Annotated in this window: 18 protein-coding genes, 1 tRNA gene and 7 pseudogenes; 12 read left to right on the forward strand and 14 right to left on the reverse strand. The window is 59.7% G+C overall.

What is annotated here, in order from left to right; genetic code table 11:
* Nucleotides 1-109: 109 nt before the first annotated feature.
* The 8 genes and pseudogenes from B4968_RS19775 (at nt 110) to B4968_RS19805 (ending at nt 6,162) form a co-directional block, all read left to right on the forward strand.
* The gene (locus tag B4968_RS19775) at nt 110-583 is read left to right on the forward strand and encodes an HAD hydrolase-like protein (RefSeq protein ID WP_241525870.1); all 474 of its coding nucleotides are present in this window, start codon (nt 110-112) and stop codon (nt 581-583) included.
* Nucleotide 584: 1 nt separating this feature from the next.
* On the forward strand, nt 585-776 hold the full coding sequence (locus tag B4968_RS24845) for an HAD family hydrolase (protein ID WP_241525871.1): 192 nt from the start codon (nt 585-587) through the stop codon (nt 774-776).
* Nucleotides 777-838: 62 nt separating this feature from the next.
* Nucleotides 839-1,814, forward strand: a pseudogene (phnD, locus tag B4968_RS19780) (phosphate/phosphite/phosphonate ABC transporter substrate-binding protein).
* Nucleotides 1,815-1,883: 69 nt separating this feature from the next.
* Nucleotides 1,884-2,687: a phosphonate ABC transporter ATP-binding protein gene (gene phnC, locus B4968_RS19785; protein ID WP_083101014.1), complete on the forward strand. Its 804-nt coding sequence runs from the start codon at nt 1,884-1,886 to the stop codon at nt 2,685-2,687.
* A 5-nt stretch (nt 2,688-2,692) separates the two neighbouring features.
* Nucleotides 2,693-3,492 (forward strand): annotated as a pseudogene (gene phnE, locus B4968_RS19790) (phosphonate ABC transporter, permease protein PhnE).
* Nucleotides 3,492-4,306, forward strand: a pseudogene (gene phnE / locus B4968_RS19795) (phosphonate ABC transporter, permease protein PhnE). Before phnE (B4968_RS19790) ends, phnE (B4968_RS19795) begins: the two co-directional pseudogenes overlap by 1 nt.
* Nucleotides 4,270-5,220, forward strand: a complete 951-nt coding sequence (locus B4968_RS19800) for an HAD-IIA family hydrolase (RefSeq protein WP_083101015.1) — start codon at nt 4,270-4,272, stop codon at nt 5,218-5,220. Before phnE (B4968_RS19795) ends, B4968_RS19800 begins: the two are co-directional and overlap by 37 nt.
* A 135-nt stretch (nt 5,221-5,355) precedes the next feature.
* Complete coding sequence (locus tag B4968_RS19805) at nt 5,356-6,162, forward strand: lysozyme family protein (RefSeq protein ID WP_241525872.1); 807 nt, start codon at nt 5,356-5,358, stop codon at nt 6,160-6,162.
* A 39-nt stretch (nt 6,163-6,201) separates the two neighbouring features.
* On the opposite strand, the gene B4968_RS19810 is transcribed toward B4968_RS19805, so the two are convergent.
* From B4968_RS19810 to B4968_RS19830, 5 genes are all read right to left on the reverse strand, one after another.
* Nucleotides 6,202-7,137: a hypothetical protein gene (locus B4968_RS19810; protein WP_083101016.1), complete on the reverse strand. Its 936-nt coding sequence runs from the start codon at nt 7,135-7,137 to the stop codon at nt 6,202-6,204.
* Nucleotides 7,138-7,186: 49 nt separating this feature from the next.
* Complete coding sequence (locus B4968_RS19815; RefSeq protein WP_083101017.1) at nt 7,187-8,503, reverse strand: TRAP transporter large permease; 1,317 nt, start codon at nt 8,501-8,503, stop codon at nt 7,187-7,189.
* Nucleotides 8,503-9,216: a TRAP transporter small permease gene (locus B4968_RS19820; protein WP_083101018.1), complete on the reverse strand. Its 714-nt coding sequence runs from the start codon at nt 9,214-9,216 to the stop codon at nt 8,503-8,505. Before B4968_RS19820 ends, B4968_RS19815 begins: the two co-directional genes overlap by 1 nt.
* 78 nt (nt 9,217-9,294) lie before the next feature.
* A complete protein-coding gene (locus B4968_RS19825) occupies nt 9,295-10,251 on the reverse strand; it encodes a TRAP transporter substrate-binding protein (RefSeq protein WP_139792932.1) in 957 nt (318 codons plus the stop codon).
* A 136-nt stretch (nt 10,252-10,387) separates the two neighbouring features.
* Nucleotides 10,388-11,629, reverse strand: a complete 1,242-nt coding sequence (locus B4968_RS19830) for an NAD(P)/FAD-dependent oxidoreductase (RefSeq protein ID WP_083101020.1) — start codon at nt 11,627-11,629, stop codon at nt 10,388-10,390.
* Nucleotides 11,630-11,792: 163 nt separating this feature from the next.
* On the opposite strand from B4968_RS19830, the gene B4968_RS19835 reads away from it, so the two are divergent.
* The gene (locus B4968_RS19835; RefSeq protein WP_083101021.1) at nt 11,793-12,689 is read left to right on the forward strand and encodes a LysR substrate-binding domain-containing protein; all 897 of its coding nucleotides are present in this window, start codon (nt 11,793-11,795) and stop codon (nt 12,687-12,689) included.
* 359 nt (nt 12,690-13,048) lie between these two features.
* Here B4968_RS19835 and B4968_RS19840 read toward each other — a convergent pair.
* Nucleotides 13,049-14,736: pseudogene (locus B4968_RS19840) on the reverse strand (thiamine pyrophosphate-binding protein); the annotation flags it as partial.
* A gap of 213 nt (nt 14,737-14,949) precedes the next feature.
* Between B4968_RS19840 and B4968_RS19845 the strand changes: the two are divergent.
* Together B4968_RS19845 and B4968_RS19850 are read left to right on the forward strand one after the other, a co-directional pair.
* Nucleotides 14,950-15,642 (forward strand): GntR family transcriptional regulator, encoded by a 693-nt coding sequence (locus B4968_RS19845; RefSeq protein ID WP_083101022.1) that lies wholly within the window; start codon nt 14,950-14,952, stop codon nt 15,640-15,642.
* Nucleotides 15,643-15,694: 52 nt separating this feature from the next.
* Nucleotides 15,695-16,429 (forward strand): aspartate/glutamate racemase family protein, encoded by a 735-nt coding sequence (locus B4968_RS19850; protein ID WP_083101023.1) that lies wholly within the window; start codon nt 15,695-15,697, stop codon nt 16,427-16,429.
* 89 nt (nt 16,430-16,518) lie between these two features.
* Here the strand turns inward: B4968_RS19850 and B4968_RS19855 are convergent, their stop codons facing one another.
* The 7 genes and pseudogenes from B4968_RS19855 to B4968_RS19885 form a co-directional block, all read right to left on the reverse strand.
* Nucleotides 16,519-17,451 carry an AEC family transporter gene (locus tag B4968_RS19855; protein ID WP_083101024.1) on the reverse strand — a complete coding sequence of 311 codons (933 nt, stop codon included), beginning with the start codon at nt 17,449-17,451 and terminating at the stop codon, nt 16,519-16,521.
* Nucleotides 17,452-17,620: 169 nt separating this feature from the next.
* Nucleotides 17,621-18,418: an MBL fold metallo-hydrolase gene (locus tag B4968_RS19860; RefSeq protein WP_083101025.1), complete on the reverse strand. Its 798-nt coding sequence runs from the start codon at nt 18,416-18,418 to the stop codon at nt 17,621-17,623.
* Nucleotides 18,418-19,239, reverse strand: a complete 822-nt coding sequence (locus B4968_RS19865) for a TatD family hydrolase (protein WP_083101026.1) — start codon at nt 19,237-19,239, stop codon at nt 18,418-18,420. Before B4968_RS19865 ends, B4968_RS19860 begins: the two co-directional genes overlap by 1 nt.
* A 48-nt stretch (nt 19,240-19,287) precedes the next feature.
* Nucleotides 19,288-20,423 (reverse strand): annotated as a pseudogene (locus B4968_RS19870) (DNA polymerase III subunit delta').
* The gene (tmk, locus tag B4968_RS19875; RefSeq protein WP_083101027.1) at nt 20,420-21,163 is read right to left on the reverse strand and encodes a dTMP kinase; all 744 of its coding nucleotides are present in this window, start codon (nt 21,161-21,163) and stop codon (nt 20,420-20,422) included. The pseudogene B4968_RS19870 and the gene tmk overlap by 4 nt, the downstream one beginning before the upstream one ends.
* Nucleotides 21,164-21,243: 80 nt before the next feature.
* Nucleotides 21,244-22,416: a D-alanyl-D-alanine carboxypeptidase family protein gene (locus B4968_RS19880; RefSeq protein ID WP_083101028.1), complete on the reverse strand. Its 1,173-nt coding sequence runs from the start codon at nt 22,414-22,416 to the stop codon at nt 21,244-21,246.
* Between the two features lie 77 nt (nt 22,417-22,493).
* Nucleotides 22,494-23,424 (reverse strand): annotated as a pseudogene (locus B4968_RS19885) (SPOR domain-containing protein).
* Between the two features lie 329 nt (nt 23,425-23,753).
* On the opposite strand from B4968_RS19885, the gene B4968_RS19890 reads away from it, so the two are divergent.
* Nucleotides 23,754-23,843, forward strand: a tRNA-Ser gene (locus tag B4968_RS19890).
* A 513-nt stretch (nt 23,844-24,356) separates the two neighbouring features.
* Here the strand turns inward: B4968_RS19890 and B4968_RS26300 are convergent.
* Nucleotides 24,357-25,427: pseudogene (locus B4968_RS26300) on the reverse strand (recombinase family protein); the annotation flags it as partial.
* Between the last annotated feature and the right edge of the window lie 70 nt (nt 25,428-25,497).

A 25,497-nucleotide genomic window follows, 5' to 3' on the forward strand; every position in this document is an offset into this window, starting at 1 on the left:
CGGCTCAGAGCGTTGAAGTTGAGGCGGTCTGGCGTCTTGGGAATCCGGGCTCCTTTGGGAGGCGGATCCTAGGCATGGCGAAACCACTCACAGAAAGAGACCCCTTCGAATGGACCTCCCTAAAGCGATCATATTTGATTTGGACGGCACCCTCATTCACAGCGCACCTGACCTGCACGCCGCCATAAATGTAACGCTTGCCGCCCTTGGGCGTGCGGCGCTTGAGCTGCCTGTGGTGGTCTCTTTCATCGGCAATGGTGTGGAAAAGCTGGTTGAGAGGAGCCTCACGGCCACCGGCGGCTATGACGCGGCGTTGCGGGCACAAGCGCTGGAGATCTTTCTGGAGGCCTACGGCCAGAATATGACAACGCTGACCCGCCCCTATTGCGGGGTTGTGGCTGCACTTGGCGCCTTTCAGCAGGCTGGCATTGCGCTGGGCGTTTGCACCAACAAGCCCATTCAGCCTGCCCGTGACATCTGTGAGCGACTGGGGCTGAGCCGGTTTTTCAAGGTGATCTCTGGCGCCCAGGACGGTCTTGCGAAGAAGCCGGACCCCTGCGCCGCTTTTGCGCTGCATCAGTGAGATGGGGGCAGAGCCTGCGCAGGCGCTTTATGTCGGTGACAGCTCTATTGACTATCTCACGGCGCAAAATGCCGCCGTACAGTTCCGGCTGTTTTCCAATGGCTACCTGAACGCGCCATTGCCGGATCTCGCTGAGGCGGACCGCTTTGCGGACTGGACGGCGCATGGCATTCAGATAGGCGTGACGATTTGACACAATCCTTCTGGCAAAACTTTTCGTTTCGGGTAGTTTGATCCTCTAGGGAGGATTTCTGAATGAAACTATTGAACTCATTGATGTCTGGCGCCGCCATGGCATTTGCACTTTCGCTTGCCGGACCTGTTGCTGCGCAGGATTGCCCGCGCGGCGACCTGGACAAACAGTTTTGCGATGTTGATGGCGACCTGAATTGCGGACACCCCCACGGATCCGGCGGATCAGGTTGACCCTGACACGTTGATTTTTGCCTATACACCCGTCGAAGACCCCGCCGTCTACAAAGCGGCCTGGTCCGATTTCCTGACCCATCTGGAGGCCGAGACCGGCAAATCGGTGGTGTTCTTCCCGGTGCAAAACAACGCAGCCCAGATCGAGGCTATGCGCTCAGGCCGGCTGCACATTGCGGGTTTCAACACCGGGTCCAACCCTCTGGCGGTCAACTGTGCGGGCTTTAACCCCTTCACAATCATGGCGTCCAAGGACGGCAACTTTGGCTATGAGATGGAAATCATCACCTATCCGGGCTCCGGCATTGAAAAGGTCGAAGACATCAAAGGCAAACAGCTTGCCTTCACCTCGCCGACCTCGAACTCTGGCTTCAAAGCGCCCAGTGCGATTTTGAAGGGTGATTTTGACATGCTGCCCGAGCGTGATTTTGAACCGGTCTATTCCGGCAAGCACGACAACTCGATCCTGGGTGTCGCCAACAAAGACTATATGGCGGCCTCGATCGCCAACTCTGTCAAGGCGCGGATGCTGAGCCGTGATGTGATCACCGAAGATCAGGTCAAGGTGATCTACAAATCGCAAACCTTCCCGACCACGGGGTTTGGCACGGCGCATAACCTGACCCCAGAGCTGAAGGGCAAGATCCAGAATGCCTTCTTCAACTTTGACTGGGAAGGCTCCTCGCTGCAGGCCGAGTTTGAAAAGTCGAACGAAGGTCAGTTCCTGCCCATGACCTATAAGGTCTTTTGGGAGGTGATCCGCAAGATCGACGCGGCCAATGGCGTGAGCTACTCCTGCGAGTAATTAAACCTGATTTGGCGGGTCCTTTGGCCCGCCTTTTCCAACAAAAACATTTGGGGCGGGGGGGCTTTCATGCTGCGGCTTGAGAAGCTTATTAAGACATATAAAACGGGCGATCAGGCCCTAAAGGCGGTTGAACTGGAGGTGCCTGAGGGGCAGGTTCTGGCCCTGATTGGCCCGTCGGGCGCGGGTAAATCGACGCTGATCCGCTGCATCAACCGGCTGGTAGAGCCCACCGCAGGCAAGGTGTACCTTGGCGATGTTGAGTTGACCGACCTGTCTGCGCGCAATCTGCGCCGCGAGCGCCGCCGCATGGGGATGATCTTTCAGGAATACGCGCTGGTTGAACGGCTGACTGTGATGGAGAATGTTCTGTCAGGGCGGCTGGGCTATGTCGGGTTCTGGCGCAGCTTTCTGCGGCGCTATCCGCAGTCTGATGTCGACGAGGCCTTTCGCCTGCTCGACCGCGTCGGCCTTGCCCATATGGCGGACAAACGCGCCGATGAGCTGTCCGGCGGCCAGCGCCAGCGTGTTGGCATCTGTCGCGCCCTGATTCAGGACCCGGCGCTTTTGTTGGTGGATGAGCCGACAGCCTCGCTTGACCCGAAAACATCGCGCCAGATCATGCGGCTGATTTGTGAGCTGTGCAAAGAGCGCGGTCTGGCCGCGATCATCAATATTCACGACGTGGCCCTGGCGCAGATGTTTGTGCAGCGTGTCATCGGCCTGCGCTTTGGTGCGGTCGAATTTGACGGCGCCCCCGAGGGGCTCACGCCTGACGTGCTCACGACGATTTACGGTGCAGAAGACTGGGAAGCCACCATCGAAAAAGTCGATGAGGACGATGCTGAGGTCACGTCAGGAGCACGCCTGTAACTGAGCTGGAGACCTTGATTGGCAAGCCGTGGCGCAAGCCCTCCTTTATCAAACACCCCTGGCTCAGATGGACGCTGATGCTGGGCTTTCTCGCCTATCTGATCGCGGCCTATCTGACGATCGAGGTGAACTGGTCACGGGTCTACGAGGGGTTGGAACGCGGCAAGAAATTTGTGCTGGCCTTTACCAGCCCGGATTTCACCACCCGGTCGTCGGACATATATGAGGGCATGGTGGAAAGCATCATCATGACCATTGCCTCCTCGGTGGTGGGGATTGCCATCTGATCCCGATTGCGCTGGGCGCGGCCCGCAACATTGCCCCGCTGCCGGTCTATATCATTTGCCGCTCCATCATTGCGGTGAGCCGCGCCTTGCAGGAGATTATCGTCGCGATCCTTCTGGTGGCGATTTTTGGCTTTGGCCCTCTGGCGGGCTTTTTGACGCTCAGCTTTGCCACCATTGGGTTTTTGTCCAAATTGCTCGCCGAGGATATCGAGAGCATGGACAAGGTGCAGGCCGAGGCGATCAAAGCCACGGGGGCCAGGTGGACCCAGTGGATCAACTACGGGGTGCAGCCGCAGGTGATGCCACGTCTGATCGGGTTGAGCATCTATCGTCTTGATATCAACTTTCGGGAAAGCGCGATTCTGGGGCTGGTGGGGGCAGGCGGCATTGGTGCCACGCTGAACACCTCCTTTGACCGCTATGAATATGACACGGCAGCGGCAATCCTGCTGATCATCATCGTGATCGTCATGGCGCTGGAATACCTGTCCGGCGTGATCAGAGCGAGGGTGCAGTAATGCCAGTGCAAGATTTGAAAGGCCAAAAGATCTGGCAGCGTCGGACGGGCCGCGAAAGCCTCGTCCACTGGGTTCTTTGGCTGATTGGTGTGGCTGTCTTTGCCTATTGCTGGCAGCAGATCTCCGCCTCAACCACCTGGTTCTTTGTCTGGGATGCCCCGCGTATTGCCAATGACATCTGGACCCGGGCGACACCGCCGCGCTGGGAGTACATTGCGCAGCTGGGCAAGCCGATTTGGGACACGCTGAATATTGCAACCCTGGGCACCATCATCGCATTGCTGCTGGCAGTGCCGGTGGCCTTTTTGGCGGCCCGCAATACCACCGCATCACAGCTGTTTATACGGCCGATTGCGCTGCTGATCATCGTGTCGACCCGCTCGATCAACTCGCTGCTCTGGGCACTGCTGCTGATTGCGATCATCGGCCCCGGCGTGTTTGCCGGCGTTATTGCAATTGCCATCCGCTCGATCGGGTTCTGCGCCAAACTGCTGTATGAGGCGATCGAAGAAATCGACCAGACGCAGGTCGAGGCGATCACCGCCACAGGCGCGTCCGCTGGCAGGTGATGGCCTATGGTATCGTGCCGCAGATCCTGCCTGCCTTTGCCGGCATTGCGGTGTTCCGCTGGGACATCAACATCCGCGAAAGCACCGTTTTGGGCCTGGTGGGCGCCGGTGGCATCGGGCTGCAGTTGTCCTCGTCGCTGAATGTTCTGGCCTGGCCTCAGGTCTCGCTGATCCTGCTGGTCATCCTTGCGGCCGTGGTGATCTCGGAATGGGTGTCGGCCAAGGTGCGCGGAGCGATCATTTGAACGCGGATCAGGCTTTTGCCGCCTACGAGCGGGTGCGCCACCGACTGCCCCCCAGTCTTTCCCCCAGCCTGCCTGCGGGAGCGTCAGGGGCTGGCTGCCAGAGGCTGGCGAACCTTGATGCTCTGGCCGATGATATTGACGTCTTTCTGCTGGACGCCTTTGGCGTGCTCAATATTGGCGATACGGCAATTTCCGGCGTGCCAGAGCGTATCGCAGGGCAGCAAAAGGCCGGTAAGCGGGTGCTGGTTGTGTCAAACGCAGCCGGGTTTCCGCATGGCATGCTGATGGAGAAATACGCGCGCCTCGGCTATGATTTTGCGCCTGAGGATGTGATCACCAGCCGCAAAGCCACCCTGCAGGCCCTGCACAGGGCGCCGCCGATGAAATGGGGTCTGATGGCGACCGAAAGCCTGGGACGCGGCGATATCGAGGCCTTTGATATGGACTATCTGGCCGAGGATGCCGCGGCCTATGACGCGGTTGACGGGTTTGTGATGCTGGGCAGTGCGGTCTGGACGGAAACGCGCCAGTCCCTTCTGGAGGCCTCGCTGCGCGCCAATCCCCGGCCTGTCTATGTCGGCAACCCAGACATCGTCGCCCCCCGCGAGGCGGGGTTTTCGATAGAGCCCGGACATTTTGCCCACCGTCTTGCAGATGCGACAGGGATTGAGCCGCAGTTTTTTGGCAAACCCTTTGGCAATATCTTCGATCTGGCCTTCACCCAGCTGCAAGAAAGCGATCTTGCGCGCACCGTGATGGTGGGAGACAGCCTGCACACGGATATTCTGGGCGGTCAGGCAGCGGGGGTGAAAACAGCCCTGATCTCTGATTATGGCTTCTTTGCAGGCAAAGACCTGGCAGAGCCGATTTCTGTTTCCGGCATTCAGCCTGACTATATCCTGCAGCAACCCTGAGGGGGCGTCACAGTAACCAAATCTGATCGGGCGCTTTGCCCAGGACCTCGATAAAGAACAGGGCCTCGGTAAAGGAAATGTCAATTCTGTCTGGATAGTGTGCAGGCTCTCTGCGGATTCAGACAGAAGGCTGATATGAGCACATCCAGAAGGTTTCTGACCCTCACATCGTTGAGCGCGGCTGCATTTGCGTGGCCCCTGCTGCCGCTTGCTGCGGCAGAACAGTTTTCCATCGTGAATGAGGGCTTTTTTAAGCAAGGCGCTTCTGCAACGCAGCCGATACTGGCGCGTCACGCCCCCGCGTCGGTGTTGGAGGCGGAGCCTGCCTCACAGGGGCTTGAGGCAGAGATGGAGGCGGTGCAGACCAGCCTTGCCAGTCTCTTTACCGGCCGCAGTGGCACCAGCCTGTTCCGGGCGATGCCGCGTGGGGTGGCCAAGGGGGCCGTCAAAAAGCTGATGCAACTGATTGCCAGCGCCGAGGCAGGCAGCGCGCAGTATGATGCGGTGCAATATGCCGCCACAATCAAACCGGGTAAGCGACCAACCGCCATGACGCTGGGCGAGGTCTATGACTGGATCGCACGCACTCCGGGCCAGCAACACGCCATTGGGCGCTATCAATTCATCCCGGCGACCCTGCGGCGTTTGGCCAGACATGTTGGCGCCAAACGGGGTGATTTGTTCTCGCCGAAAATGCAGGACCGTCTGGCGCATCAGCTGCTTGAAGAGGCGGGGCTAAGTGCGGTGATGGCACAGGAGATGGATCGCAAAGACTTTATGCATAACCTGGCCAAGATCTGGGCCGGTCTGCCCACCGCCAGTGGCAGGTCCTATTATCACGGTCTGGCCGGCAACCGGGCGGTGCTGAGCTGGGAGCGGTTTGACGCGAAATGGCGCGGATTTTCCCAAGTTGAGGCCAAAATGGCGGGTTGTGGCTGTTGACGCTCCTGTCAATCCTGCCAGCCGCGATGTGTCGCCGGATCAATCGGTCGGCAGAGCTTTGGCATAGATCCGGTGCATCACCAGCGCGGTCAGATACATCGGCACCTGATAGCAGCCCAGAAAGATCAGCAAGGGATCGGTGGTGCTGGCCGGCAGGGCGATGAGGAACAGAGCAAAGTTGCGATTGCCCGCAACCACCGCAGTAGGCACGGCGAGTGGCGCTGCACCACGCCACATAAGCCAGCGAAAGCAGGCGTATTGCAATCCAAAATTGGCGACCAAGGCCACGGCCATCCACTGCGCCACCAGCCAGGGCGCGCTGTTTAGCGCCGGGCCAAGGGCCGCCATCAGGCCAATCACAATCACGGCCAGCGCCAGAATGGTCAGCCCGTCCACCGCAGTGGCAGCGCTCTCTTTCAGATTGCGCACGAACCAGTGACGGCAGGCAAAGGCGAGGCCCACGGTGACAGCAATGGTTGCCGTCAGGCGAAGCGAGGCCACCAGAACCTGCTGCAGATCACCCAGCGCGGGCAACAGCAAGAGCACCGGCAGAACGGTCAGGGGCATCAGGGCGGTGCCAAGGATCATCAGCCGAAAGGCAGGCTCGGGCGCGTGGCCGAGCAGCAGGGTGATATTGGGAGCACCAGTCAGTGAGGGCGCCGAGAGCATCAGGATAATCGCAGCCGCCAAGGGGGTGGCCAGCAGTCCAAACCCGTAAAAACAGCTCAGCGCCAGCAGCGGCAGCGCCATCTGCAGGATAACAACCGCCTTGAGGCTGGAGACACCATCGCGCAGCCCCCCGAGCGCGCGCTTGGCCCCGATGCGAAAGGCGGTGAGAAACAACAGCCCGGCCACCATTTGCGGCAGCCAGGGTTTGAGCACTGTGGCCAGCTGCGGCAGGGCAAACCCGGCCAGCAATCCCAGCACCATCGCCGCCCGTCCATGACGGGCGACTAAACTGAGGAATGCGATCATACCGGCCTCTCTATCCGCCCGAACTATCCGACTGATCTACCCACCTGATCTACCCGCCTGACGGGCCGCTGCGCAGGTTATTGGGCAACCAGGTGGCAAGCTCGGGCCAGGCCACAAGGATCACCACCATCAACAGCATCAGCCCAACCATGGGAATGGCGGTTTTGGCGATATACGAGATCTCGTGGCGGGTCATGCTTTGTAGCACAAACAGGTTAAACCCGATCGGCGGCGTCACCTGCGCCATCTCGACCACCACCACGATGAAGATCCCAAACCAGATGACATCAATGCCAGCCTGACGGATCATCGGCTCCACTATGGCCATGGTCAGCACCACCGACGAAATCCCGTCAAGGAACATGCCCAGCACCACGTAAAACAGGGTCAGGGCAATGATCAGCACCAGCGGCGACAGGTTCATCTGATCAATCCAGGCCGCAAGCGCACGGGGCAGGCCGGTAAAGCCCATGGCCAGCGACAGAAACGAGGCGCCCATCCGGATCAGCGCAATCATCGCCGAGGTGCGGGTTGCGCCCATGAGCGAGTCGCAAAATGTCGCCCAGCCAAGCGAGCCCTGAAACAGCGCCAGCGTCAGCGCGCCCAGAACACCAACGGCGGCGGCTTCGGTGGCGGTGGCGAGGCCCAGATACATCGACCCGATCACCACAGTGACCAACATCAGAACCGGGATCAAAAAGCGGCTCTCAGACAGCATTTCGCCAAAGCGCATGGCGGGCTCTGGTTCGGGGCGCTGGTGCTTGGCAAAGAAATGCCAGCCCATGATATAGGCCATGAACAGGCTGGCGAGCAGCAACCCCGGAAAAATGCCGGCCATGAAGAGCTTGGTAATCGATTCATTGATCGACACACCGTAGACGATCAGCGTCAGCGAAGGCGGGATCATCAGCCCCAGCGTGGCCGCCCCCGCCAGGGTGCCGACGATCATATATTCCGGATAGCCACGTTTGCGCAGCTGGGGGATCGACATTTTGCCGACGGTGGTCAGCGTCGCCGCAGACGAGCCTGACACCGCCGCAAAGATGGTGCAGCCGGCGATATTGGTGTGCAAAAGTCCTCCGGGCAGCCAGCGCATCCAGGGGGCCAGGCCGCGAAACATGTCCTGCGACAGGCGGGTTCGATAGAGGATCTCGCCCATCCAGATGAACAGCGGCAGCGCCGTCAGTGTCCAGCTTGAGGCACCGGTCCCGATGGTGGTGATCATGGCGTCACCGGCGGGGCGGGTGGTGAACAGCTCCATGCCAAACCAGGCCACGCCCATCAGCGCCAGACCAATCCAGACCGAACTGCCCAGAAGGGCAAACAGCACAAAGACAAAGATGAGGGTTGTATAAATCTCGCCCATTATTCCACGGCCTCCGAAGTAACGCTGGCCCGGCGGGTGATCAGCAGACGGCAAAGATAATCCCACAGCGCCAGCGCCAGCAGCACGGTGCCACTGGACATGGGCAATTGCGGCAGCCATACGGGCGTGTAGACCCAGTCGGACCCGGTCTCGGCCCAGAGCTTGCCCCACTCGCTTGGGGCGGTGGGGAACATGGCAAAAAACGACAACAGCCATTCAGGGGTGAAATCCTGCCCCTGGGTGCGGTCATTGAGCATTTCGGACATGATGTTGGTTTTGATGGCAAAACGGGCAAAATATGTGGCGGTTATGGCGGCGATCCACATGGCAAAAGCATCCAGCCACAGGCCAAAATGATGCCCCATATTAAGGAAGATCGAAACCCGGATATGCGCACCGCGTGTCAGCGCATGCGCCAGCGCGAAAAAGGAGGTCGCGGCCATAGCATAGCCTGCGTATTCGGTTGAGCCGGGAAAGGTCAGACTGCTCCAGCGGGCGACCATTTGCGCCACAATGAGCAGCAGGATGGTCACCATAAAACCCGAGGCCAGAACGCCGGAAAATAGATAAATGCGATCAAACAGCCGTTGCAGAGGCTTCAGTGCGCGGCCCAAAGGCTCTGGGGCGACAAGGCAGGCCAGTGCTACAATGGTAGGTAGTACAAAAAGCCACGCCCAGAGCGGCAGGCCCAGAAAAGGTTGCCAGTCACGCATAGGCCATCCCCCGAGAATTTTGGAAAAATGACGGCCCCCGTCATAAAAGAACAGGAGCCGCCAGCTGAGTGGTTGGGATCAGTTTGCGTTATAGGCGTCCAAGATGGCTTTGCCATCGTCGCCGGCCGCTTCGAGCCAGTCGGCGGTCATCTTGGTGCCGATTTCCTGCAGCTCTGCCAGGAACGCGGGGCCTGCATCGGTCACTTTCATGCCGTTGCCTGAGAGCTGCTCAAAATACCAGTTGGCCAGCTCTTCTGATTTGGCAGAGCAGGCAGCACCGGTTTCATCGGCGGCTTTTTGCACCTGGCCCTGGGTCTCGGCGCTCAGGCCTTCCCAGACCTGCTTGTTCACCATGACATAGTTGCGCGGCAGCCAGGCGTTGACCTTGTAGTAGTGGCTCAGATGCTCCCAGACCTTGCGGTCATAGCCGGTGGAGCCAGAGGAGATAAAGGCTTCGGCCACGCCGGTTGCCAGCGCCTGGCTCAGCTCGGCGGCTTCGACCTGAACCGGGATCATGCCCAGTTTCTCGGCAAAGGTGGCGGTGGCCGTGTTGTAGCTGCGGAACTTGATGCCCTGGGTGTCACCGGATGAGCTGACTTCCTTGTTGAAATAAAAGCCCTGACCCGGCCATGGGCAGGTATAGAGCGCCACCAGGTTGAGATCGGAGAGCTGGCCATTCACCTTATCCTTGGCGGCGTGCCACAGCTTTTCGTTTTCTGCATAGGTGGTTGCAACAAAGGGCAGGTTGTCCCAGCCCAGCAGAGGGGCCTCATTGGCATGGGCAGACATGAAGCGCTCGCCAATCGGGGCCTGACCGGTCTGAACCGCACGCTTGATCTCACCGCCTTTGAACAGCGAGCCGCCGGCATGCACGGTGATGTCGATGTCTCCGCCGGTGTAGTCGCGCACCTTGTCAGCAAAGACCACGCCCATTTCGGAATGAAAGTTGGTCGCGGCATAGGCCATGGGCATATCCCAGCTCTCTGCCGAAGCCGTGCTGGTGGCAAGCGCCAGTGCAGAGGCGGTAAAGGCCATTTTGATGGAGGTATTGGCAGTCATGATAGTCTCCCTGGAGGTTGGTTTATTGTTGTTGTTTTTTAAGGTTGTCGTTTTGTCGGTTTTTTATGTGTCAGTGTAATGTTGTCTTGTCTTTTTGTGTCCTGGGCACGCGTCAGGCGAAGCGATCAGGCTCAAACGGGCGCATATCGAGGTTCATCGGCTGACCCGTGATCAGGCCTGCGACCATTCTGCCGGTTTTTGCCCCACCTGTCAGGCCAATGTGGTGATGACCAAAGGCGGTATAGACGCCGGTCTGTCCAACCTCGCCAATCAGCGGCAGGCTGTCTGAGGGGGCAGGGCGAAACCCGAGCCATTCTTCCTCTTCTGCCGCCTGCATCTGCGGAAAGGTCTCTGCAATGGTGCGGCGTAACAGGGCCAGTGGTGCCTTTGACGGGGTTTCGTCCAGGCCGCCAAATTCGACCACACCTGCGCAGCGTAGCCCCTGATCCATTGGGGTCGCAACGAATTTCCCGGCCGCAACCATCATCGGATAGCGGGGGCGGATATTTGGGGACTTAAAGACGATGTGATAGCCACGTTCAGCCTCCAGCGGCACCTTCAGTCCCAGTTTAGCCATCAGGGGTTTGGACCAGATGCCAGCCGAGATGACGGCCTGATCGCACGCAAAGCGTCCCTGATCGGTCTCTACGCCGGATATGCGCCCGCCAGAGAGGTCAAAATTCTTCACCTCGGCCTGAATGAACCTGCCGCCCATCTCGACCAGCAGCTTGACCAGATCCTTGACGTAATGCGCCGGGTTCAGGATAAAGCCGTGGTTCTTGTTTATTGCCAACAGAGTGGTGTTGGAGCCCAGGATTGGTTCATGTTCCTGCACGGCGGCGCCTTCGATGATTTCGGGCACAAAACCGGCCTCGCGGCGCAGCTCCCAGACATAGGAATCGGCCTGAAACGCGGCGCGGTCCTTATAGGCAAAGTTGTAGTCGCTCTCCTGGACCCATTTTGCCGCCGGGGTGCCAGCAGTCAGCGCCTGATGTTGCTCAACACTGTCGCCGACGATATGGGTGAGCGATTTTGCAATGCGCCGGGTGTCGCTGTCATTGGCATGCGACAGATACTTTACCAGCCAGGGCAAAAGTCTGGGCGTGTAGCCCCAGCGCATAAACAGTGGAAATTTGGGATCCAGCAGGTATTTCGGCCCCTTGGGGATCAGGCCCGGCGTTGTGACCGGAACCATGGCGCAGCTGGCGAGAATACAGCCATTGCCATAAGAGGCCCCCATGCCGGGCTCTCCCTTGTCGATCAGCGTGACCTCATGGCCTGCGCGCTTTAGCCAGAGCGCAGTTGCAGCGCCGACAATGCCTGCACCAATAACAATTGTGTGCTGCTGGCTCATCTGCAAAGGCCGCGCGTGCCTTGCGTGCCGCGCTCACCTGGGTCGAAAGATGTGTTTTTCACGAAGGTCCCCGTCATGTTTTTTGGAAACCATGCCTATCGGGCGGTATCATTTCAAATATAAACTTCGATGCACTCCATAATAAAAAATGATATGCTCAGATATGAACCTTCGTTTTAGACAGCTGCAGGCCTTTCATGCGGTTATTGAAACCGGAACCGTCACCGGTGCGGCGGCACTTTTGGGGGTGTCACAGCCAGCTGTGTCGAATCTTTTGTACCAGCTTGAGCGGCAAACCCGGTTCAAGTTGTTTGAGCGCGACAGAGGGCGGCTGCGGGCGACGCCGGAGGCAAATCTGCGGTTTAGTGAGATCGACACCCTGGTGCGCGGGTTTGATCATGTGACCCAGGCGGTGATTGATCTGCAAAACAAACAGGCGGGTCAGTTGCAGGGGGCTTCGCAGCACTCGATGTCCTTTGGGTTTATGCCGAAACTGATTGCCCGCTTTGCCCGGGATCGCCCGGATATGTCGATCTCTTTTCAGTCGCAGTATTCCTCTAAAATTCAGGAGTGGGTGATGTCGGGGCTGTTTGAGATCGGCATTTGTGAGACGCCGCTGCTGCATGACGGGCTGCAGGCGCATCCGATCCGGGTGGAGACCCGTGTGGCCCTGCCCGAAGACAGCCCACTGGCGCGCCATGATGTGCTGACGCCCGCGCTGTTGGAGGGGGCTCCGTTTCTGGTCATGGGGCCGGATCACATGACGCATCGGCGCACCCGAGAGGCGTTTTTACAGGCGGGCATCCCGCTGAAGACGCGGGTGCATGCGCAGCTGTTTAAAAACTTGCTGAGCTTTGTGAAAGAGGGGATGGGGGTGGCAATTCTCGACCCGTTTGGGCTGGATTTTGACCGTGAAGGCGGCTTTATCACCCGACCGGTTCGCCCGCAGATCCTGATGGAGATGGCGGTGATTACCTCAACCTCGCGCCCCTTGTCTTCAATCGGACAGGAATTTCTGGCGCTGCTGAAGCAGGAGCTGGAGCCCTATTGCGCCCCCTGAACATGGATGAGAGAGGGGGCGAGAGGGGGGCGCTCCCGCGCGGATCAAGGCAATCAGAGATTGCCCGGATCCCCTTGGGCCTGGCGCCGCGCTGACGCGCGGCGCGGTCGGCGTTCTTTGTTGATGGTGGTGCGGAACAGAGTTTCGGGCCTTGGGTTGTGAGGCTTTGGCTCTGGGACGACGGCAGGCAGTCTTCTGCCCATTCGGCAAAGGTATCCAGTACGGCTCGTCCGGCTATATGCCAAAGGCTCTGCCCGTTCGGCAAGGCGCCCAGGGCTCCGCCCGTTCGGCAATGTGCCCGGGGCTCCGCCCGTTCGGCCCTGAAAGGCTCTCCCAGAGCCTTTCCGAGACGGGCCCCACCCCATCCAGCGCCGGACCGGGGCGTTGCTTTCCTCCAGCGCCTGGCAGACGACATCCACCAGGGTGGGGCCATCATGATGTACGGCCTCGCGCAAGACGCGGTCAAGATCGTCGGGATTTTCCACCCGCCAGCTTTTGACGCCGTAGGCTGCGCCAATGGCGGCGTGGTCGGTGCGGTTGAAGTCGACATTGTAGTAGCGCGCGTCTTTGTCGGCGAACTGGCTCGCCTTGATCCAGCCGAAACTGGCATTGGAAAACACCACAAAGGTGATAGGCGCGCGGCTGCGGCAGACGGGTTCCAGCTCGCCCACCGTAAAGCCAAAGGAGCGTCGCCCATCAGGGCCACGGTTTTTGACGCAGGTCGGCCATACCAGGCCCCCAGCGAGGCCGAGAGCGCATAGCCAAGGGCGCCATGCGCCCGGTTGGTGATAAAGTAGCGCCCGGGTTGCTGCAGCTGGTAGTAGGCCGAAAAATAGGGGCAGCTGGTGCCGGGATCTGAGACCACGGTGGCATCCGGCGGCAAAACCTTCATCAGCGCATCCACCACCCGTTCGGGGCGGATCGGTGTCTCGGTGCTTTGTGCCAGATGGCGGAATTTTTCAAACTTGCGCGCCTTGATATCGGCAATTGCTGCAGCGCCACCAAAGGTATCCGTGCCTTGGGCGCGCTGGTCCAGCACTGCGTTGACCTCGGCCAGGGCGAGACGCAGATCCCCTACCACCCCCACTTCGGTGCGGTAATTTGCGCCAATCACCATCGGGTCATTGTCGAAATGCACAACGCGGGTGCCTGGCAGCGGGGCCTCCCAGCGCGAGGTGGTGGTAGAGCCTGCGCGACAGCCCATAAAGATCACCAGATCGGCCGCCTGCATCATCTCCCAGGTCTCATCAGTGCCGCCATTGGAGCCCACCACGCCGAGGCAATTGGCATGGGTATCCGCAAGTGATCCCTGACCCGAGATCGAGGTGGCGACCGGAATATCAAGCCGGGTTGCCAGGCGGGCAAGCTCTGCCATCCCCCCCGCAATCACCACGCCACCGCCACAGATGATCAGGGGGGATTTGGCCGACAGGATGGCCTCAATCGCTGCCTGCGCCGCGCCGGGCTCTGGGGATTGCGGGTAGGCGGGGTAGCTTTGATGTTTGGGGTCGGCCCAGATATCACGGGCATCGACGCTGTCATATTGCACATCATAAGGCAGGCCAAGATGCGCCGCCCCCGAACGCCCGGTGGTCATCGCCTTAAAGGCGGTGCGCACCATGCGGGGAATATGCTGCGCCTGTTTGATCACCGTGTTCCATTTGGTCAAAGGCCGCATCAAGGCTTCCTGGTCCACCTCGGTCAGGGGGTATTTTCCATAAGAGGCCACCGAGATATCCGTGGTGATGCCCAGCACGGCATAGGAACTTTCCGAGGCCTCGATCAGGCCGGGCAGAATATAGGTGGCGCCGCCGCCTGAGGGCCCCTCGGCCACCCCGGGGCGGCCGGTGACGCGGGAATAGCCGTCAGCCATATAGGCGGCGCTGCGCTCGTCGCGGCTCAGCACATGGGTGATGCCATGACCCAGCCCGTGCATCGCGTCATAGAAGGGCAGGGTGGTGTCGCCACACAGACCAAAAATGTGACGCACGCCATGGGCCTCCAGCATCCGTACCATGGCCTCTGCGCCGTTCATTTCATTGCTCATGCTGGTCTCCCTTCATCGCTACGCATCTTGACGGTCCGTGTCGCGGGCGGCCAGTCGGGGCTTGTCGTGCCCGTCGTGCCGGTGCCTGTTTCGCCTCTGCGCCAATATTGCGCTCATAACTGTATACAGTTTGGAATTCATTATTGCGGACAAGTCAAGCCTGCTCTAGTTAGAAGGGCAAATGCGTGCGGCTTGGAATATGGATGGGGCGGGATGACAAAGCGCGAAAGCAATGTTGATCGGGTCTATGAGGCGCTGCGTCAGATGGCGGCGGATTTTGCCTTTAAGCCAGATCAGCGCATCAACGAAAGTGCTTTGTCTGATGTGCTGGGGGCCAGGCGCACGCCGCTGCGTGAGGCGCTTAACCGGTTGGTGGCCGAGGGGTTTTTGACCTTTCAGATCAACCGGGGATTTTTCTGCCGCCCGCTGACACCCAGCTATATTCTGGATCTGTATGAGGCGCGTGTTGCTGTCGAGTGTGAAGCGCTGCGGCTGGCCTGCCTGCGGGCCCCGGACAGCGAGATCGCGGCCCTGTCGGATTATCTTGACCGGATGGAGCCCGACTATCAAAGCGCCACAGATCCGGTGGAATTGCTGGCGCTGGACGAGAGTTTCCACAACCGCCTGGTGCAGCTATCCGGGAATTCCGAGCTGCTGCGCATGCTGCAGAACCTCAACGGCCGGATCCGCTATATTCGACTGATTGACCTGAAACGGATGCGCGATCAGGCTGATGGCGCGGCGCCGGGGGATGTGTCTGCCCATAAACGCGTCCTTGAGGGGCTGGCAGCGCGCGATGTGGTGGCGGCAACGGATGCCCTGCGCAGTCACATTGAAAAACGCCGCGAAGAGGCCACCGAGGCGGTGCGTATTGCCTTTTCTCAGCTTTATGTGCCGGACGATTAGGACGGCCAGATCAGAGCCAAAAGAGCCAGTGGCGAAACCGAAGGAGACGGGTATGGAGCATGGTGGCAAGACGGTCTACGGGGCCGCTGTGGGGATCTTGATGCTGGAGACGCAGTTTCCCCGCATTCACGGCGATATGGGCAACGCGCTGAGCTGGGATTTCCCGGTGCATTACCGGGTGGTGCGCGGCGCCACTCCGGATCTGGTGGTGCGCCACGACCCGACGGCGCTGGTCGATCTCTTTATCGAGGCCGGGCGTGATCTGGTGGCCATGGGCTGTGACGGCATCACCACCAACTGTGGCTTTCTGGCCCTGATCCTGGATCAGGTGAAACAGGCGCTGGGCGTGCCGGTTGCGACCTCCTCGCTGATGCAGGTGCCGATGGCGCAGGCTCTGTTGCCGCAGGGCAAACGGGTTGGCGTTCTGACGATTTCAAAGCAGACTCTGACACCGGCGCATCTGGTCGCGGCGGGGGCTCCCGGCGACACACCCGTGGGCGGCACAGATGGGCTGGGCTGTTTCAGCCGCGATATTCTGGGCGATGCGCTGCAGATCGATTTTGAGGCCTGCCGACTGGATATGATCGACGGCGCGCGCGCCTTGCAGGCAGAGACCCCTGATTTGGGCGCCATCGTGCTGGAATGCACCTATAGGGGGCCCTATGCCCGTGATATACGCCGTGCCACTGGCCTGCCGGTGTTTTCGATCCATAGCTTTGTGACCTGGTTTCAGGCCGGGCTGATGCCGCGCCGCTTTGACGTCGAACTGGATGATCCACGCTGGTAGTGCTCAGGACCCTTCGTGCACAGGACCTATTGTGCACCGGAGGTGTCGTGAACAGGACTTGGAATGGAGAGGCTGGTCCTGAACGCGCCTCAGCTGAGCATCAGCAGCCAGAACCAGACAGTGAACACCGAAGCGGCGGTGGCAATCAGCACGGATGAGGCGGCCACCCGTTTGGCGCGGCCATACATATTGGCAAAGATATAGGCGTTGAAACCAGGCGCCATGGCAGCGTTAAGCACGCCGGAGCGGAACAGATCCTGCTTCACTCCCAGAGTGCCGCCCATGATCCAGACGATGCTGGGATGCACCATCAGGGCTGTGACACAGACAAAACCGATGGCGCGCAGATCGCCTTCGGGGCGGTACTGAACCAGCACGCCACCCAGGGCAAACAGCGCCGTTGGCAGCGCCGCCTGGATCAACAGCTGGAGGGCTGCATCCACTGTCCCCGGTATGGTCAACCCTGCCAAATTAACAGCAAATCCAAGGGAGATGCCAAGGATCAGCACGTTTTTGAACATGGCCGTCAGCACCGATGAGACCGTCTTGAGGCTGCCTGCGCCGCGGTTTTTCACCACTTCCATCACCGTGATGCCGAGCCCGTAGCAAAAGGGCGAGTGAAAGGCGATGATCGCATAGTTGCCGGTGAGGTTTTCCGGCCCAAAGGCGCGCTCGGTAATTGGCAGGCCCAGCAGGACCGAGTTGGAGAACAGGCAGCAAAATCCGATTACGACAGCGTCTTCCCAGTCGCGTTTGAACAAGAGCCGCGCGCCCGTCATGCCAATGCAAAAACAGATCGCAGCCCCGGTGTAAAAGCTGATCAGGAGGCCAGGATCAAAGCTGTTGGAGAGATCCAGATTGGCAATGGCGCGAAACAGCAGGCAGGGAATTGCAAAGCCCTGGGTGAACTTCATCAGCCCATCAATCTGCGTCGGTGTGAAATAGCCTCTTTGCGTTGCGGCATAGCCCGCAGCCACCACCAAAAAGACCGGCAGGATGACGTCAATCAGACTTTGGAGCATGGGATTTTCCTGTCGGGAGCCGGGCAGGACCAAGAATTCAATCAGGTCTTCAGCCCGGGATACACATTGAGCCTAATAAGTTGCGCCCAATAAAATGGCGATACCAAAACGATGTCTTCACGGACAAATTTCTGCGGCCAGATACCGATCTGGCGACAGGGGCTGGCTGTTACAGCGGGCAGTGGAGCACCAGCCCATCATAGGCGGGCGGGATGTGGTCGGGGGTCTCGGACGCCAGGGTGGCGTAGTCGAGATCAATATGCATATTGGTCAGCACGGCCCGCTTTGGCTGCATCCGCTCGATCCAGGCCAGGGCCTGATCCAGATTGAAATGGGTGGGATGGGGCGTGCGGCGCAGCGCATCCAGCACCCAGCAGTCGAGCCCCTCCAGCGCCTCGGTGGCCGCTTCCGGAATCTCGATCACATCCGGCAGATAGGCCAATGAGCCAATGCGAAACCCCAGCGAGTCCATCGCGCCATGATTGACCTCAAACGGCAAGAAAGGGATCTCACCACCGGGGCCATCAATCGTGAAGGCGCCATCAATGGTGCGCAGATCGAGGATCGGCGGATAGGGCGAGCCTTCGGGCTGTACAAAGGCATAGCCAAAGCGCGACAGCAGGGCGTTTTGGGTCTCGCCGTCGGCATAGACCGGCACACGGGTGCGCATGTTGAAGACGATCATGCGCAGATCATCAATGCCATGCACAGGGTCGGCATGCGAATGGGTATAAACCACCGCATCCAGACGTACGACATTGGCGTCCAGCAACTGGCTGCGCATGTCGGGCGAGGTGTCGATCAGCACCGATGTGGTGCCACCAGGCCCGTCGCGTTCGACCAGCATCGAGCAGCGCCGCCGCGTGTTGTGGGGATTTTCCGGATCGCAGTCGCCCCAAGGGCCACCCAGACGCGGCACGCCGCCGGACGAGCCGCAGCCCAGTATGGTATAGCGCAGCTCTGCCATCAGGCTGCGGCCTCAAACTGCGCCGCTTTCCAGAACAAACGGTCAAAATTGGCCTGCGTCTGGGCGGCAAAATCGCTGTAGTCCAGGCCAAAGGCCTTGGCGCCGATCTGTGCCGTAAAGGCGCTATAGGCCGGCTCGTTGCGTTTGCCCCGATAGGGCGGCGGCGCAAGATAAGGCGCGTCGGTTTCCACCAGAATACGTTCCAGCGGTGCACTGGCAAAGATATCGCGCAGCTCCTGGCTTTTGGGGAAGGCGGCAATGCCGGACATCGACAGATAAAACCCCAGATCCAGCGCGGCGCGGCCGAGTTCGGCGGAAGATGAAAAGCAATGCATCACACAGCTATAGGCACCATTGGCCATCTCTTCGCGCAGGATCCGCGCCATATCGTCGTCAGCTGCACGGGCATGGATGATCAGCGGCAGCCTGGTGTCGCGCGCCGCCGCAATATGAATGCGAAGCGACTGCTGCTGCGCCTCGGCGCTTTCAGCGGTGTAGTGGTAGTCGAGCCCCGTCTCGCCGATGCCGACAAACTTGGGATGATCCGCGAGGGCGACCAACTCGTCATAGCTGGCCATGGGTTCCGAGGCGACGCTCATCGGGTGGGTGCCGGCGGCGTAGAACACCGGGGCATAGGCCTCGGCGATGGCGCGCACCTGTGGTTCGTTCTTCAGCTTGGTGCAGATCGTCACCATGCGTGTCACGCCTGCTTCCTGGGCACGGGCGATCACCGCGTCCAGTTCATCTGCAAAATCCGGGAAGTCCAGATGGCAATGGCTGTCGGTAATTTCTGGGGGTGTCTGGGGGAGAGTGCTCGTCATGCCTGCCTCAAATTGTCTTTGGCCGGATCCTGGCGCCGCCGGTAAAGGTCAACGGGACGCGGTCTCCTGCATCTTGAAAACCGTATCTAGGACAAGTGAAGCCGGGTCAAGGTTCACCGCCTGACCGTGGCGCGCCCGCGCCGTGGCCTCGGCAGAGAGATCTGCCCAGTCGCGGCCTTTTTGCGGATCAGCCGCCAGGCGCGCCAGTATCGCGCCTTCGCCCTGTGCCGCCTCGGGCAGGGGGGCATGGCCGGTGGCACCGGTGCGGGCGAGACGGGCCAGGGCGATTTCGATCAGGGTGAGCAGCAGTTCAAATTTCTCCGAGGCGCCGCGCTGGGCGGCGGCCTCGGCCAGGGCCATGGCGCGCTGGCGGTCCAGTCGGGGCATCGAGCCGAGGATCTGCATCAGTTCGGCATAGATCCTGAGGCCGCCAAGGTTCAAAAGCCGCAGCGCCGCCCCGACAGAGCCTGCCGCAAGGGCCGCCAGATGATCGGTGTTTTCAGGAAATTCCGCCCCCGCCTGCGTCAGCGCAGATTGCATGTCCGCAGGCGACAGCGGGCTCAGCCGCAGGGTGCGACAGCGTGAGCGGATCGTTGGCAGCAGCCGCGAGGGCTGATGCGAGATCAGCAGCAGAGTGGTGCGGGCAGGCGGCTCTTCCAGCATCTTGAGCAGGGCGTTGGCGGCGCTGGTGTTCATGTCGTCAGCCGCATCCACAATCACCACCCGACGGCCGCCATCGGTGGCCGAAAGGCCAAAAAAGCGGTTGAGTTTGCGAATATCATCCACCACGATCTGGTCGCGCAGCTTACCTTTGTCGTTGTAGCTGCGGCTGATCGGGGCCAGTCCCGGCTCGGCCAGGGCATGGATACGGTGCGAGACCGGGTGCTCTGGATCAATGATCAGCGATGTGACTGGGGGGGGGCGCCAAACAGCCCGTCTTCGGCGGCAGGTGTCGCCAGAAGGAAGCGGGCAATGCGCCAGGCAAGCGTGGCCTTGCCAATGCCCTGCGGCCCGGTCAGCAGCCAGCCATGATGCAGCCGGTCAGAATTAAAGGCGCTCAGGAAGTCCTGTTCCGCCTGGTCCTGGCCAAAAAGCTGTTGGGTTTCGCGCGGATGCGGTGCCCCAGGTGCCTGATCGGCACGGGGCAGCTCTTCGTCCGTTTTGACCTTGGGAGCCCGGCTCATGACGGCGTTGACCCGGAACCGGTGGCGCGCTTGCCTTGTGCCTCGGCTGTGTTGGCCAGTTCGTTTCTTGCCAGTTCGTCTCTCTCCTGGGCAGTCTCTTTTAGGGCAGCTTTGGTGTGGCGCAGAATCTCGGCGGCGACGGCATCAATGTCCTGTGCGCCGTCGACAACTTTGAAACGGCTGGAAAACTCCTGCGCCAGAGACAAAAAGCCCGCCCGCATTTTCTCCTGGAGACCGATGCCAAAATCCTCAAACCGTTCCTCGCTGCCCTGACGCCCCTTGGCCCGTGACAGACCCGTGGCAGGGTCCATGTCGATGAGCACCGTAAGGTCCGGCTCGCAGCCGATCATCAGCTGGTGCAACTGGTAGACAGTGTCGCGCAGATCGCCACGCGACAGCCCCTGATACATCCGGGTGCTGTCGGCAAAACGATCGCAGATCACCACTTTGCCTGCAGCCAGCGCGGGCAGGCTGGTGCGCTCAAGATGGTCGCGGCGGGCAGCGGTGAACAGCAAGATTTCGGTCTCGGCAGACCATTTGTCGGGATCGCCCTCCAGCACCATGCGGCGGATCTCTTCGGCACCGGGAGAGCCGCCGGGCTCACGGGTGAGAACAACGTCATGACCGGCCGCGCGCAGCGCCTCGGCCAGGCGCTTGCACTGGGTGGATTTTCCAGAGCCGTCAATGCCTTCAAAGGTCAGAAACAGGCCTGAGGCTGAGTGTGGGTTTTTCGAATCCATAGGAGAGGTTACGGGCTTATTCAAAGGCTTATTCTCAGGCTTTTTCACGGGTTTGATCACAGGCTGGGCTGTTGGTTCGGTCACTGGGACGCCTCGGGGCCATTGATAAGACGTCTGGACAGGACCTGAGCGGCAGTTTTGACGCGGACAAAGAAGCCTCCTGCAGAGACGTCGTTTTCTGCCACCAAAGGCAGGCGCATCTCGGGAAGGCCATCGGGCTGCAACACCAGTTCGGCCAATCTCTGCCCCTTGCTCACCGGCGCATTGATCGGGCCGCTATAGACCACCTCGGCGGCGATCTGTTTGCCCGACAAGGCCGGGAGCAGAATTTCCAGATCGGTTTCAGGCACCAGCCCTACCGATTGTGCAGATCCACGCCAGATCTCGACGCGGGCGACCGGGGTGCCGGCTGTGGCGATGGTCTTTTTGTCAAATTGGCGAAACGACCAGTTAACAACGGCCTCGGCCTCCTCTGCGCGCGCTTTGGTGCTGTCCAGCCCGGAGATGACAAAAATCACCCGGCGGTCGCCCTGAACTGCCGAGCCAACCAGACCATAGCCCGCCTCGGTGGTGTGGCCGGTCTTTAGCCCGTCGGCCCCGATGCCAAGCCCCAATAGCGGGTTGCGGTTGCGGGTGTTTGAGGGCGCGCGGCCGTCAAACGCAAATGACTTTTCAGAGAACAGTGGGTAGTATTGCGGAAAGTCTTCGATCAGGTGCTCTGCGAGGATGCCAAGGTCGCGCATCGACATGCGGTGGCCGACGGCGGGCCAGCCGTTGGAATTGGCAAAATTGGCATTCATCATGCCCAGCTCTCCGGCGCGTTTGGTCAGATACCGGGCAAACCCCGCCTCGGTGCCATCGGGGCTAAGCGCTTCGGCGATCACAGCACAGGCGTCATTGCCCGAGAGCACGATGATGCCGCGCAAAAGGTCTTCGACCCTCCCCCGATCAGTGGTGTCCAGAAACATGGTCGAGCCGCCATAGCTCATGGCGTGGGCACTGACGGGCAGGCGTTCATCCAGGGTGAGCCGGCCATCGCGCAGCGCCTCAAAGGCGACATAGAGCGTCATGAGTTTTGACATCGAGGCCGGCGGCAGTGGCACTTCGGCATTTTTGGACAGCAGCACCGTATCGGTGCCCTGATCCAGCACAAAGGCCGCGCGGGCCCGTGTATCAAAGGCGGCGAGCGGTAGCGCCGTCAGGCAAAGCCCGAATCCGGCGGCCAATACGAGTCTTGCTAAGGGTCTGACCATTGGTCTCACGCCTGCGATCTCCTGGGGCTTGGGCTGGGGGCTTGGGCTAAGGGCCTGGGCCGGGGTTTGGGAGTGGGTTAGTTGGTGACGGCATAGGCATCTGTAAAGCCGGCGGCTTTGACGCTTTTTAACAAATGACTGCGCTCCGAGCTGGATTGAGCGGGGCCTACCACGACGCGCCAGAAGGGTTTGCCATTGCTTTTTTGCGTCAACACCAATGGGATCAGCCCGGCGTTGCGCATTTGCGCGGCGGTGTTCTTGGCGTTGCTCTCGACGCTGAAGATGCCGATCTGAATAAAGGGTTTACTAAGCGGCGAGCTGCGCGTGGCCTGAGTGGCCTGAGTGGCCTGAGTGGCCTGAGGCGCTGTGGCGACAGGGGCTTTTGCCGAGGCCTTTGCCGACGCGGTTGGCGCGGCATCAATTGCGGCCGCAGCGCCAGCAATTGGGTCCAGAGACGAAGCTTCTATCGACCCTGTGTCAAGGGCGGCAGTGGCAGCCTCATCCAGGGGGGTATCTTGCGGCGTTGCGTCGGGTAGGGCTGCCTCAGGCAGCTCTTCGGCTTCGCGCCGCAGGGCCGTCACGTTCAGCTCAACCGGGGCTCCGGCCAACATCCCGAGTGCGGCGGCGGCGTCAGATGAGCTCTGCAGGCGGGGGCCGGGGATTTCGCGTTCACGACGGAACAGCGCCCCAATGACAAATTTGCCGTTGGTATTGTTTGCGAATGATCACACGCTCTGGCTCTTTAGCATCCGGATGCGCCACCCAGACGCCGCCCAGTGAGGGGCGACCATCCCAGAGCCCGGCCTCGGTGACCTGAAACACGTCAGGGGCCTCGACATCCCGTTCAACCAGTTGCGTACTGCTCGACCCTGTCACCTCGGCTTCTGTTGCTTTTGGTTTCAGGAAGGACAGGCCCGCGCCGTCTTCACAGGCGGCAAGCGCCAACAGCGAGACCGCAGCAAAGGCGAAGCCCGCCCTTGGTTTCCTTTTCGGCATAGGTCGTGTCATGGCTGTTTCCTTGCCTGTGCTCATTTGTGCCAAAACGGCTGCGCCGGATTTCCCGGTCATCACTATGATTTGCCGGATGATAGCCTGCAGCGAGTCGCATGAAAACCCTATGCTGGAGCGGCATTTGCGAAAGATGTTTGATTGGCATGATCCCGCGTGTTGCCGACTTGATCTGGGCCGCCGCACTGGGCGCATCACTGGCCACCGCACCGGGCACTGCACCGGGCACTGCACTGGGCGCATGTGGACCCGCATATGGTGCGGGCAGGGGCGCTTGCAAAATTTCCTCTTGCGTGTCGCGTTTCAGCGTCTTAAACCGCCATCAGATCGGGGAGGTGGCAGAGTGGTCGAATGCGGCGGTCTTGAAAACCGTTGAACGTGCGAGCGTTCCCAGGGTTCGAATCCCTGTCTCCCCGCCACTCACGAACAAAAGTGGGTACCCCTGAGGGGGTGACCTCATCCGATGCAATGGCGCGTTCAACCCGTGACCGCCGCCCGCGAATTTGGATGGATTTGTTGCCAACTTTGATTTCGTCAACGAACGATCGCAAGTAACCCCGTTTGGCAGCAACCGACTGTTTGGAAAGTGCAACTTGCATGGTAGAAACAAAGTTGGAGACTCTTGCGAGTGTAGCGCGCGCTTCTGGGGCGACTTCGGTAGCTACTTGGTCGCGCTCTTTTTGCGCTCTCTCAAATAACTCTTTGGCTTGCTGGAACCGTGCCCGGAAATCTTCGTCCGATGGGTCAACCAATTCCGTAGTTACCATGGAATACAAGTTGTCGAGGCTACGTTTTGCTTCCAGAACTGCGGCCTCCCGATCCGCAAGACGCTTGGCAATGTCCTCCTTGCATCGTGTTTGACGGTGTCGCATGGGCTGCAAGAGATCATTGATTTTGGTCATGGAAAACAAGTCTGACAACAATCTGTCTGTTACCAATTCGTCCAACGCTCCCATCGGTACGCGATGTCCCTCGCAGGATGTCGGGCCTTCACGCATCCTCTTGGAGCACGCATAGTATCTATATCGACCGTTTTTCCCTGTACTTGTAGTCATTCCACCGCCGCACTTTGGACAAGTGACAAGGCCGGTTAGGAGAACTTCACCTGTTGAAACGCGTGGCGGCATGCGGCGAGGGTCCTTGGCCTCCATGTTTCGCCGAAGCAGGTCAAACCGGGATCTTTCGATGATCGGTGGAACTGGAATCGGAATTTTGATGCCACCATCTTGTTTGCTGTTAAAGACGTGTTCACCAGCAACAGTAGTTTTTGAAAGAATCCTGTGAACGACAGCGGTGCACCATTTGTTGTTTCTTCGGGTTCGGTAGCCGCGTTCGTTCAGCCAGCTCACAAGATCCACGACACCCAATGGTCCCGATTGACCGTCACCAAATAGGGCAAGATTAAACATCAATCTCACATCGGCAGCCTCTGCCTCGTCAATGGCGAGTTTCTTCCTATTAGGTTTGCCCTTCCTTTCTACCTCGATGATTTTGTATCCGTACGGCGTAACCCCACCGTTCCAATAACCTTCTTGAGCGTTGTATGCCTGACTGCGAGTTACATGCTTGGACGTCTCATTGGAGCTGTACTCGTCGAACAACCCAAGTATTCGGCGGGTCAGCTGACCTTCAGGGCTATCGTCTGTCTTCTGGGTCAGGCTGATCACCCGAATACCCATCTTGGCGAGGGAGCGGATATGAAGTTCGGAATAGACTTCATCTCGGTAAAAGCGACTGTATGAGTGAACGATGATGAGGTCGCACCCAAGACCTCCTCGTTTAATGTCATCAAGCATCGCCTGAAAGCCGGGACGCTTGTCATCACGGCCGCTTTTAGCGTCCTTGTACTCGCCAGCTACTATATAGGCATGGTGCTTGCAGTGATCTCGAAGCTGTTTACGTTGATCCGGAAGGGAAATGTCTTTTTTGGCTTGCTTGCCTGTCGAGACTCTCAAGTAAATGACAGCGCGGCTGCCTGGCGGCGCGACAAATTGGTTTTGCACGGCAGATCCTCCATTTGGAATCGCAGCTTGAACGAAAAATGTAAGCAAGATAAGGGCACACAATAGCCCT

It is taken from the genome of Pseudophaeobacter leonis, from assembly GCF_002087335.1.
Lineage (GTDB): Bacteria > Pseudomonadota > Alphaproteobacteria > Rhodobacterales > Rhodobacteraceae > Pseudophaeobacter > Pseudophaeobacter leonis.